This is a genomic window from Alteromonas sp. BZK5 (assembly GCF_014349115.1).
GTDB lineage: Bacteria > Pseudomonadota > Gammaproteobacteria > Enterobacterales > Alteromonadaceae > Alteromonas > Alteromonas macleodii.
The window spans coordinates 52,967-65,218 of sequence record NZ_JACSOE010000001.1 but is presented as its reverse complement, the minus strand read 5'-3'; the positions used below and the strand labels follow the sequence as shown (position 1 = coordinate 65,218).

At 44.3% G+C, this 12,252-nt stretch carries 9 protein-coding genes; all 9 read left to right on the top strand.

The features are described from left to right. The first annotated feature begins 382 nt into the window (after positions 1-382). The 9 genes from BIZ39_RS00270 (at position 383) to BIZ39_RS00230 (ending at position 12,066) form a co-directional block, all read left to right on the top strand. The gene (locus tag BIZ39_RS00270) at positions 383-2,131 is read left to right on the top strand and encodes a GGDEF domain-containing protein (RefSeq protein ID WP_262385671.1); all 1,749 of its coding nucleotides are present in this window, start codon (positions 383-385) and stop codon (positions 2,129-2,131) included. Between the two features lie 116 nt (positions 2,132-2,247). After that, positions 2,248-3,753 (top strand): sodium/proline symporter PutP, encoded by a 1,506-nt coding sequence (gene putP, locus BIZ39_RS00265; RefSeq protein ID WP_039233331.1) that lies wholly within the window; start codon positions 2,248-2,250, stop codon positions 3,751-3,753. 145 nt (positions 3,754-3,898) lie between these two features. After that, positions 3,899-5,245 (top strand): IS1182 family transposase, encoded by a 1,347-nt coding sequence (locus BIZ39_RS00260; RefSeq protein ID WP_061439450.1) that lies wholly within the window; start codon positions 3,899-3,901, stop codon positions 5,243-5,245. Between the two features lie 379 nt (positions 5,246-5,624). Then, positions 5,625-6,539 carry a sulfate adenylyltransferase subunit CysD gene (cysD, locus tag BIZ39_RS00255; protein ID WP_014948797.1) on the top strand — a complete coding sequence of 305 codons (915 nt, stop codon included), beginning with the start codon at positions 5,625-5,627 and terminating at the stop codon, positions 6,537-6,539. Beyond that, positions 6,539-7,135 (top strand): adenylyl-sulfate kinase, encoded by a 597-nt coding sequence (gene cysC / locus BIZ39_RS00250; RefSeq protein ID WP_014948796.1) that lies wholly within the window; start codon positions 6,539-6,541, stop codon positions 7,133-7,135. The genes cysD and cysC overlap by 1 nt, the downstream gene beginning before the upstream one ends. Beyond that, positions 7,135-7,926: a 3'(2'),5'-bisphosphate nucleotidase CysQ gene (gene cysQ, locus BIZ39_RS00245; RefSeq protein WP_014975999.1), complete on the top strand. Its 792-nt coding sequence runs from the start codon at positions 7,135-7,137 to the stop codon at positions 7,924-7,926. Before cysC ends, cysQ begins: the two co-directional genes overlap by 1 nt. 1 nt (position 7,927) lies before the next feature. Then, entirely contained in the window at positions 7,928-9,343 is a 1,416-nt protein-coding gene (gene cysN, locus BIZ39_RS00240) for a sulfate adenylyltransferase subunit CysN (RefSeq protein WP_014948795.1), read from the top strand. A 16-nt stretch (positions 9,344-9,359) separates the two neighbouring features. Then, positions 9,360-11,084 carry an SLC13 family permease gene (locus BIZ39_RS00235; RefSeq protein ID WP_187446090.1) on the top strand — a complete coding sequence of 575 codons (1,725 nt, stop codon included), beginning with the start codon at positions 9,360-9,362 and terminating at the stop codon, positions 11,082-11,084. 277 nt (positions 11,085-11,361) lie between these two features. Beyond that, positions 11,362-12,066 carry a YIP1 family protein gene (locus tag BIZ39_RS00230; RefSeq protein ID WP_014948793.1) on the top strand — a complete coding sequence of 235 codons (705 nt, stop codon included), beginning with the start codon at positions 11,362-11,364 and terminating at the stop codon, positions 12,064-12,066. Positions 12,067-12,252: the final 186 nt, after the last annotated feature.

The following is a 12,252-nucleotide window of genomic DNA, read 5'->3' as shown; positions in this document are numbered from 1 at the left end:
CACTTCCCTTCGTCGGCCCCCTATGGGCCGATTTTTTTTGCCCAAAATTAAGATGAAACCCTGTTCAATAAAACTTATACTCCGACTTATAGGTTAAAACGTCCGTTTTAATTTCAGTTAATCACTTCATTCACTTACCCGCAGTAAAGAGGTCTCCATCACAATGAGCGCTTGGTTTCGTTTTACAAGGCTAATGATTTGCCTTTTGATTCCTGCAATAGCTTGTTTCACTGTCTTTGCTCAAAGTATAGATATTCCCAACGCACTTAGACTAAAAAAACTTGATAATTATAGTCATATAGCTGCAACGACAATTTATCATTGGAATACACCTAGCGAGGTGAGCAATGAGAATATCATTGCTATGTTAACGAGCGCCGGTTTGCAGAATGACACGCAAAGTGAAGGCGTGATATTTAGACACTTGTTGGCCACTTATACTGCGAATGATGCTGACTCGCCGAGAATCCCACTTTTCGTCAAAGAGCCTCTATTAGATAAGCATTGGCAAGAGCTTAAGACAATTAAACCTGAGCTTTTTGCTGCTGCGAAGGCATATTACATTTATGCTAGAGCGGTAAATGATTTTAAAGGCTCTGACCATAGAGTAAATTATTCTGTTCCTGAACTGCGCCGTTTGCAGCGAGAAGCGCTAGAAACTGGGAGTCGACGAGCCACTGCTATAGCTAGCATATGGTTAGCGATGGAACTCACCCTTGCGAACCCAATACAAGCAATTAATGAAATCGAATATGCGTTACCGCACCTTCCTCGATACTCATCAGACAAAAGCTTAGAAAATGCGTTATCAAACGTAATTGCACATGATTGGCTGAGAGGTGCTTATCTGGAACTCTTCGTTCCAAGCAGAGCATTTTTCCACTCAAAAGAGATCATTGAAAGTAAAACGCAAGATAACAACACCATGGTAAAAACTTGGGCCTACTTCTCGGCCATCGATTCATTGTTAATTCAAAATAAGTTTGAAGAAGCATTGGCTATGTCAAACGACGCAATAGAGCATTTGTCCACAGTAACGTCAGTGCACGAAAAGTTGTTGACGTATGTCCAAAGACTTCGTGTAGTAGTGTTTCAAAAAAGCGAAGGATATGAACTGCTAGCGCAAGAAGTCATGACGCAAATCAGGCAGCTTGATACCACAGAGGTAAAACAAAGAACTGAGGAGCTTTCAGCTTACGCAGATGCACTTTACGCAGCGGTATTGAACGATGATGCTAAATTTCAAGACTCCCTTCAGCGTTACCGCAATATCGTTCTGGCTACTATTCCAAATTCGGGTTTTAAAGAAAAAATCAAGCTTAGGTTAGAGCGGGAGCTTTCTAGGCTTTACGATGCTTCGGGTGACTACGAAAAAGCATATGAGCATTCGAAAACCTACAATAGGCTTCTTGTTGAAAAAAACACTGAGCAATTCAAGTTGTCAAATTCTTCGTTTACCGACGGTATTGCGAAAGATATCGAGTTAGCGCGATATCGACAAAAAGAACTCACTGTGCTCAGAAGTGAAAAAGATGGCCTTTCTACCGACAAAGAAGCAATGAAAACCACCATTTTTGCATTGATTATCACAATTCTCATCATTCTTGCACTATGGCTATGGATTTCAAAACGACAGAGCGACTTGCTAGCTGAGCGTGACTCACTTACCGGTGCTCTCACGCGACGAGCTATGCTAAACAGTTTGAAAAAAGCACTGAAAGGCAATAAGGCGTCCTGTATTGCTCTACTTGATGTCGACAACTTTAAAAAGATTAATGACAAATACGGCCACGTTGTCGGTGATGAAGTGTTGACTACCTTTACGCAGATTATCAAAAACCGAATTCGTAAGTCAGACAAGCTCTGCCGATATGGCGGCGAAGAGTTTTTGATTTACTTTTCCGACTCCGACCAAAGGTCTGCTAAGCGAATTCTGGACGAGCTGAATTTCGCGCTTTCTCGCCAGAAACACTGGAGCAATACAAAAGAAATGTTTTCCGTGAGTTTTTCTTCGGGTCTGTTAGACGTCAACGGAGAAACCAACCTAGACACCATTATCAAGATGTGTGATGAGCTTCTCTACAGAGCCAAAAGAGAAGGTCGAGCGCGCGTTGCATCTTTTCCAATTTAACCTTTCGCCAAACTTTATTTACGAATTACCGTATAGAAAACATGCAAGGTCGCTGACTGACATAGAGACTCTATGTCATAGGTGTTAGCATGAAAGAAAAAACATAGGGAATTTATATGGCTACTGGCACGATAATCTCGTTGGGTTTGTATTTTGTTGTAATGTTAGGGATAGGCCTTTTCGCTTATCGGCAGACAGACACCAACGTAGAAGGCTATATGCTTGGCGGCCGCCAACTAGGCCCCGCGGTAACCGCGCTTTCAGCAGGTGCATCGGATATGAGCGGATGGATGCTCATGGGCTTACCCGGTGCAATGTATGTATCAGGCTTATCTGCTGGCTGGATTGCCGTTGGTTTGACACTCGGTGCTCTGGCAAATTATATGTTAGTTGCTCCACGCCTTCGCGTTTACACTGAAGTAGCCAACAACTCCATTACCCTCCCCGACTATTTTGAAAATCGCTTCGCTGACAACACGCGTTTATTGCGTGTTATAGCCTCTGTGGTTATCGTTGTCTTCTTTACGCTTTACACCTCTTCTGGTGTGGTAGCTGGCGGAAAGCTCTTTGAGACATCATTTGGATTAACTTATGAGACTGGCTTATACGTTACCGCGGGTGTCGTCGTAGCTTATACCCTCGTAGGCGGTTTCATGGCAGTAAGCATGACCGACTTCGTTCAGGGGTGCATCATGTTTGTATCTCTCATTATGGTACCTGCCGTTGTTATTAGCGAGTTGGGTGGAATCGGCGCGTCAATTGACGCCTTAGATACCATTAATCCGGCGCTTTTCGATGCATTTATGGATGCGTCTACCAATGAAGCACTAAGCGTAATAGGCATTGTTTCACTGATGTCATGGGGCCTAGGTTATTTTGGTCAGCCTCATATCATTGTGCGTTTTATGGCGATACGTTCTGTTAAAGATATACCAACTGCGCGCAATATCGGTATGAGTTGGATGATTGTGTCGATTATTGGTGCGTTAATGACGGGGCTTTTCGGCCTTGCCTATGTAACAGGTAACGGAAACGAAATCGATCCAGAAACCGTCTTCATCTACTTATCTCAAATTCTATTCCACCCGCTCATCGGTGGCTTCCTGCTCGCTGCGATTTTAGCGGCGATCATGAGTACTATTTCTTCTCAGCTGTTGGTAACCTCAAGTTCACTAACCAGTGACTTTTATCAAGCCTTCCTAAGACGTGATGCGTCAGATGGCGAGCTCGTCATTGCTGGTCGAGTCAGCGTAGTAGTTGTCGCGCTTGTAGCAATCTATCTAGCTTATGATAGAGACAGCACCATTTTAACGCTTGTAAGTAATGCTTGGGCTGGCTTTGGTGCAGCCTTCGGACCGCTTGTACTATTTAGCCTGTTTAAGCGTGAAATGACTCGCCGTGCTGCTTTAGGAGGTATGATCGTTGGTGCAGTGACGGTGTTACTGTGGATTTATCTTCCTATTGAAATCGGCGGCCAAAAGCTTGGTGACTGGATGTACGAAATTGTCCCTGGGTTTATTTTATCTAGCTTAACCATCATGATTTTAAGTAAATCTGGTTCGCCAAGAGAAGGTGTGGTCGATACGTTCGACGCTTTCCAGACTAAATTGAGTGAAAGGTAAGCGAACGATACGAAATAAGTCATTCGCAACGAAAGTGAATAACAAGCCCTGTTTATATTATTAAACAGGCAGACTGTTGAAAAAGCCCTAGACGAAAGTCTGGGGCTTTGATCTAATAGGCATAGTGAAATTCGGAGTGTTCACCATGCTAACCCCAAAGTCCCCACAACAATACGAGTTTGAAACCGTATATATCAATGAACTGGTACCAGAAGACCACTTGGTTCGTTTAATTGATATGGCGATAGATTTTGAGTTTATCCGCGATGAGGTGGCTCATCTATATTGTCAGAATAACGGTCGCCCTTCGGTTGACCCCGTACGCTTTTTTAAAATTCTGTTTCTCGGTTATTTATTTGGTATCAGTAGTGAGCGACGCCTCATTAAAGAGATACAAGTAAATGTGGCGTATCGCTGGTTCTTAGGTATGGGATTGACGGAAGATGTGATTCACCATTCCACGCTGAGTCAAAACCGCATCAAGCGTTTTAAAGACAGCGATATCTATCAGGTTATCTTCGACAACATTGTGCGTCAGGCCATGAAGCAAGGACTCATTGGTGGTAAGAGTTTGTTTGCCGATAGCACGCACTTAAAAGCGAACGCCAACAAGAAACGCTTCGACATAAAAGACTTGAAGGTGACACCGTCAGCTTATGTGGAACAGCTAAACGAAGCAGTAACCAAAGACAGGGAGTTAGAGGGAAAAAAGCCCCTGAAGTGTAAGGAAGACAAGCCTTGCACGAAGCCTACGAAAGTCAGCCGCACTGACCCTGATAGTGGTTTTATGGTGCGCGATGAGAAGCCCAAGGGCTTCTTCTACCTAGACCATCGCATCGTAGATGGGCGTCACGGTATTATCGTTGATACACACGCGACACCAGGAAATGTTCACGATAGCCAACCTATCATTGCGCGTATTGATAGAGCTAGAGACACCTTCAAACTCAACCATATTGCCGTTGGTCTCGACGCGGGCTACTTCACCGCCGCGGTGTGTCATCACCTCGAAGCGCGACAACTGATTGGTGTAATGGGGTATCGTCGCCCTACGAAAAAGAAAGGCTACTTCGCTAAACGCGAGTATGTATACGACACAGAATCTGATACATACACATGCCCCCAAGGCCAGGTTATTGCTTACAACACCACTAACCGCGAAGGCTACCGCCAGTATCACTCTGATGCGAAGCAATGCATAAGCTGTCCCGTTCGTAAGCAATGTACAAACAGTAAGAATCACACAAAAGTTATAACGCGCCATGTCTGGCAGAAGAGTGTCGAGAACGCAAACGAAGTCAGATTAAGTGAATGGGGGAAGAAGCAATATCGAAGGCGAGCTGAAACGGTAGAACGAAGCTTCGCAGATGCAAAACAACACCACGGACATCGATACTGTCGCTATCGCGGACTCAGTAAGGTCTCGATGCAGTGTCTGCTAGCCGCTGCATGTCAAAACATGAAGAAAATGGCCTTAGCCAAGGCTGTATAAGCCTAAATACCCTCAAATCTCGCTCGCAAACCCGCTAATCGAGTAAATGACTCACTTATTGCCCTCTAAGAGCTCAACACTAAAACAAAAACGCCTTATTAAAAAATATCGCGATCGCAGCCTTCGGCTGCTAGAAAAAATAAACCCCTCCGAAAAAAGAGGGGTTTATCATCAATCTGCAGGGCTTTTTTCTTTTTATAGACCTTGAAAAAAGTGGCTTATGCTTCAATTGCATGACAGTTTTATTTAATGGAATAAGATAGCTATTTTAAATAGCAAAATCGCATACTACTTTTGAAATTAAATATGTTATCGTTCTATGCAGAAAAATAACCCATATATAACTTTTTTGTATATAACATAAAATTCGGACTTCAAAATGACTGCTAGTATCCCGTCTGTAACGCATTTGAAACAACTCGAAGCCGAGAGTATCCAGATTTTCCGTGAGGTTGCTGCTGAGTTTGAAAACCCAGTTATGCTTTACTCTGTAGGAAAAGACTCTTCTGTACTGCTTCATCTTGCCCGTAAAGCGTTCGCGCCCGGCAAAATTCCTTTCCCACTATTACACGTAGATACCACGTGGAAGTTTGGTGAAATGATTAAGTTCCGTGACGAACAAGCTAAGAAGCACGGTTTTGATTTGCTTGTTCACATCAATGAAGAAGGTGTTGAAGCTGGCGTTGGCCCATTTAGCCACGGTTCAGCAAAACATACTGACATCATGAAAACCCAAGCACTTAAGCAAGCACTGAACAAATATAAGTTCGATGCGGCATTTGGTGGCGCTCGACGCGACGAGGAAAAATCACGTGCCAAAGAACGTGTTTACTCATTCCGCGACAGCAACCACCGCTGGGACCCAAAAAACCAGCGTCCAGAGCTTTGGAATATTTATAACTCTCAGGTTAATAAAGGCGAAAGCATTCGTGTATTCCCAATGTCTAACTGGACTGAGCTAGATATCTGGCAATACATCTACCTAGAAAACATCGATATTCCGCAACTTTACCTTTCTAAGCCTCGCCCTGTCGTTGAGCGCGACGGCGTTCTTATTATGGTTGACGACGACCGTATGCCGCTAGAAGAAGGTGAAGTACCAGAGATGCGCTCTGTGCGTTTCCGTACTCTTGGCTGTTACCCACTTACCGGTGCGGTAGAATCAGAAGCAGCTACCCTACCTGAAGTTATCCAAGAAATGCTGCTTACCAAGACGTCTGAACGTCAGGGCCGAGTTATCGACCATGACAGCGCAGGCTCTATGGAGAAGAAGAAAATGGAAGGGTACTTCTAATGGCCACCGACAACGTTGTTTGGCATAAACACGAAGTAAACAAGACCACCCGCTCTGAAAAGCTTGGTCAAACGCCTCGTGTATTCTGGCTAACGGGTTTAAGCGGCTCTGGTAAATCGACATTAGCCAACCTGCTTGAGAAAAAGCTTCACGAGCAGAACAAGCACACCTATCTGCTTGACGGCGACAACGTGCGCCACGGTCTGTGTGGCGATTTAGGTTTCAGCGATAAAGATCGCGTTGAAAACATTCGCCGCATTAGCGAAGTCGCTAAACTTTTTGTCGATGCCGGTACCATTGTGCTTACCGCTTTTATTTCGCCTTTCAAAGCCGACCGCGATTATTGCCGCAGCTTAATGGAAGACGGAGAGTTTGTAGAAGTGTTTATCGATACACCTCTTGAAGTGTGTGAAAAACGCGACCCGAAAGGGCTATACAAGAAAGCGCGTAGCGGTGAAATTAAGGACTTCACAGGTATTGATTCAGCCTATGAAGCACCTGAAGCGCCAGAAGTACACTTAACCTATCAGGATGAACCAGCAGAGCAAACCGCTGAGCGATTGTATGCTTTGCTTCAAGAAAAGGGATTGGTGTAATGACACAGCCTTTAAATAGTCTTGCACAGAAAGTGCTAGCTATCGCCAAAGAAGCCGGCGATAAGATAATGGCCATTTACGAGAAAGACTTCGCCATTTATGAAAAGCAGGATACCAGCCCGCTAACAGAAGCTGACCTTGCCGCACATAACGTAATCGTTAACGCCCTTGAAGCTGAATCTGACCTGCCGATTCTTTCTGAAGAGTCAGCAGATATTTCATGGGAAGAGCGCAAAACGTGGTCGTCATACTGGCTGGTAGACCCGCTAGACGGCACTAAAGAGTTTATTAAGAAAAACGGTGAGTTTACGGTAAATATTGCACTTATCGAAAACGGTAAACCGACCATGGGTGTGGTTTACGCGCCAGCACTAAACAAAAGCTATGTAGGTATTGTTGGTGAAGGTGCGTGGACTGAAGTAAATGGCGAATTTACCGCGATTTCTGCGCGCAAGCACGATGGTGCCGAAGTGTGGAAAGTGGTAGGTAGTCGTTCTCACCAAAGCCCAGAAATTCAGAATTTATTGGCACAGCTTAAAGGTGAAACCGAGCTTGTGGCGATGGGCAGCTCACTGAAGCTTTGCTTGGTGGCTGAGGGCGAAGCACATCTTTACCCTCGATTAGGCCCAACATCTGAATGGGATACAGGTGCAGCGCACGCAGTCGCACTCGCAGCAGGCGCAAACGTCACCGTACTTGACCCTGAAAACCCATTAGATGACAACGCTGACGCTCTTACGTACAACCAAAAAGAGTCTGTGTTAAACCCCTTTTTCCTTGTGAGCGCATAACATGAACAATGAAAACGAATTATTGAGACAGGACATTCTGTCTTACCTAGAACAACACGAAAAGAAAGACATGCTACGTTTCCTTACCTGCGGTAGCGTAGACGACGGTAAAAGTACCCTAATTGGTCGCTTGCTTCACGATTCTAAAATGATTTATGAAGACCAACTTGCAGCTATCACTAAAGACAGTAAAAAAGTGGGCACTACCGGCGAGAAAGTTGACCTTGCCCTTCTTGTAGACGGTCTTCAGTCTGAGCGTGAGCAAGGGATTACTATCGACGTAGCATACCGCTACTTCTCTACTGACAAGCGTAAGTTTATTATCGCAGATACTCCGGGGCACGAGCAGTACACCCGTAACATGGTAACCGGTGCGTCAACGTGCGACCTTGCTATTATTCTTGTTGATGCTCGCGGCGGCGTTAAGGTACAAACGAAACGTCACTCGTTCCTGGTTTCTCTTCTAGGTATAAAACACGTTATTGTTGCTATCAACAAAATGGACTTGATGGACTATTCAGAAGAAGTGTACAAGCAAATTCAGGAAGACTACCTGAAGTTTGCTGAGCAGCTTGATATTCCTGACATTCAGTTCGTACCTATTTCAGCACTTGAAGGCGACAACGTAGTAGGCAAGAGCGAAAAGACACCATGGTTTGACGGCACGCCACTTATGGAAATGTTGGAAAACATTGAAATTGGTGAAGACGATAACTTAGAAGATTTTCGCTTCCCTGTACAATACGTTAACCGCCCTAACTTAGATTTCCGCGGCTTTGCGGGTACCGTGGTATCTGGCCAAGTTGCACCTGGTGATGAAGTAACGGCACTTCCTTCTGGTAAGAAATCAAAGGTGAAGCAAGTCGTTACGTTTGAAGGCGACCAAGAGCGCGCTTATGTACCTCAAGCAGTAACGTTAACGCTAGAAGATGAAATTGACATCTCTCGTGGCGATATGATTGTAAAATCAGACAACTTGCCACTGCTTAACACGCAATTTAAAACTCACCTTGTGTGGATGTCTGAAGAGCCGCTAATGCCAAACAAGCAATACTTGTTTAAGTTCGCGACTAAATCAACGCCAGGGGTAGTTGCTCATATCGATAATCAAATTGATGTGAACACGCTGGAAGAAACGGATGCCATGCACTTAAATCTTAACGAGATTGGTGTAGTAGACGTTAAGTTTACTCAACCTGTTGCCTGCGACCCGTATAAGCGCAACCGCCCTACCGGTTCATTCATCGTCATAGATCGCTTGACCAACGGAACCGTTGGTGCAGGTATGATCATTGACGAAATTGCGGGTGACGCACAGCATACATCACCAAACTTCTCTGAGTTCGAGCTTGAATTCAATGCACTAGTACGCAAGCACTTCCCGCATTGGAACTCTGTGGATATCAGTAAACTTTAAGCAGGACTGGAGCAATATGGATGTGACCCAGTTCATCGTACTGGCAGTATTTGCCGGTACGATATGCGCGCTGATCTTTACCAATCAGCGCCCTTCCACTGTGTTTTCTGGTGCAGTGTTAGCTTTACTGGTTACCCAGCAGTTATCTCTTGATGACATCTTGCTAAATTTAACAAACAAGGGTCTTATTACCCTTGTTTTGTTGCTTTTGGTAAGCAGTGCAATTGATAAAACAGCGTTAATAAAACGCCTAGGTAGGAAACTAGTAAGTGCTAACTTTACTCAATCCTATTGGCGCTTGTTTTCACTGACCTTTTTATCGTCTGCGCTTTTGAACAATACTGCTATTGTGGCAAGCCTTATTGGTCCAATTAAGCAAAACCAATATCATCCTGCCTCTCGATTACTGATCCCGCTCTCATACGCAGCTATCTTAGGCGGTACGGTCACCTTAATCGGTACGTCTACCAACCTAATCGTAGACAGCTTTTTGCAAGAGCACGGGCATCCAGGCTTTAACTTTTTTGACTTCACACTTTATGGCACCGTAGCGGGTTTAAGCTGTGGTCTTCTCATGTTTTTGCTACTGCCTTTGCTACCTCATATTGGCAATAAGAGTAATAACTATCACGAGTATATGGTTGAAGCCGAAGTGGAGTCTGGTTCAGAGCTCATAGGCAAAACCGTAGAACAAAACCATTTACGTAACTTACCAGAACTCTTTTTGGTAGAAGTGGTGCGCAATGGCAACCTGATATCTCCTGTTGGGCCTGACCTGGTCATTCTGGAAAACGACAAACTGATCTTCTCTGGCAACGTTCAAAAGCTTGATAACCTTAGCCACATAAAGGGGCTAAGCATGTTTGCTGAGACCGATGGGGTATTGCGTGAGAGCTTAACCGAGGTAGTTGTTGCCAATCGCGCTCAAATTATTGGGCAAACCATTAAAAAGCTTGGCTTTAGAGCCCTATTTGATGCGGCTGTTGTAGCCATTCGCCGCGATGGAGAGCAGCTGTCAGGCAAGTTAGGAGAAATTAAGCTTCAAGCAGGTGACTTCTTACTTTTAGCTACAGGCCCAGACTTTGCGACTCGTCAAAATTTAAATAAAAACTTTTTTATTTTGTCAGAGCAAAAAATCGCCCGCCCACTAACCAACAAGCAAGAGTGGATTACCCTTGGCGGCTTTCTTTCCACGGTGTTATTGGCTGCAACTAATGTCATTTCACTGGCTATTGGTCTGCTGTTTTTAGCCGCTGTGCTAATTGGCGTAAGGGTAACGTCAAACGGCGAAATGAAGCGAAATTTACCGTTGAATTTGATTGTAGTGATTGTGGGCGCGCTAAGCCTGGCAACCGCATTAGAAAATTCAGGGGTTATAAATATAACCACCGAGGCACTTATGCCAGTGTTGTCGGGTACTGACTGGTTCATAGCATTGTTAGTCATCTACTTGCTAACACTGGTTTTAACAGAGTTCGTTACCAACAACGCTGCTGCGGCACTAATGTTCCCGTTTGCCTACGGGTTAGTGCAAATCATTGGCGCACCGCTATTGCCATTTGCGTTAGCGGTAGCATTTGCAGCAAGTGCCAGTTTTATTTCACCATTCGGCTATCAAACCAACTTGCTTGTTTATAATGCGGCGAATTATAAGTTTTCGCATTTTATAAAAATTGGACTGCCTATTTCGCTGTTGTATAGCACCATAGTTTTGACACTGCTTAATATTACTTATTTGTAAGGTCTTGCGGCGCGTTTTGAGAGGACATAGAAAATCACCAAAGATAGAGCAGCAATCAGCAGTATTACGTAAAGGGAAGCGAACGCTTCCCTTTTTTTATTTATAACCTTTCAATAAATTCATTTTCTCTTACAAATATCAAGATGTTGTGCTGTACAACACCTGTAGCCAACAGTAATCTATAACTCAATTTATTGCCTGCCTGTTGGCAAGCTAACAATGACTCATGGCTTTACCCAGAGCCAGAGTAATAAGAAAAACGAAATAGGAGCAAGGGATGCACAATGTAACGAACCCCTTTCAAGCGTGTAACGATATTTTCTTCAAGCCTAATGGCGTATTTAAAGCAGTAGGTGAAAACAACAATTGGAGCTGGATGCCATTTATATTGATCATGGCAATTTCGCTTGTTTCCCAGTACTTGTATGTAAACTTCGTTGACATTGAATGGTTCGCTCAGATGAATATTGCCGCGCAAGGGGATATGAGTCCGGCAGAAGAAGAGCAAATGAAGGCCTTCTTCACCAGGGATGCTTTGCTTTGGTCATCGGTTATAGGTGCCTTTTTTATTCCTATTATCGTAAACGCCATTTACGCCGTGTACGTGAATTTAATGACCCGTTCTGACGACAGCCATGTGTATGGCTTTACTGACTGGTATGGTTTCGCTTGGTGGCTTTCAATGCCTTATGTGCTTACTGGTTTGGTGGGTGTTGCTTTGCTGTTGTTCGCAGGCGACCATCAAGTAGCGCCATCAATTTTATCGCCAGCGTCTCTTGGGTATATTGCGAATATCCCGATGGACTCGCCTTGGTACGCTTTCGGCCAGGCGTTAAGGGTAGAGCTATTCTGGGGCATTTATTTAGCCACCGTAGGCATTACTCAATGGACCGCCTTTTCTCTTAAAAAAGCGGCATTAATTGCAAGTGCACCTTATATTGTTATCTACGGCATCTGGTTGATTGCCCTCGCCTTGTTCTAATTAACCTTGCGAATGTAACGCGCCCACTATACGAAAAGTGCGCTGTGCTATTAATACAGTAGTTATGAATATAATGTTTGTGATTACCGTGTTTTAGTACAGCGTTTCTATAAACTGGCCGCGCAGCCTTACTTTAAAAAGACGCACCCTTTCATTTCTTTCACTACCCATGAATAGCATCATTGC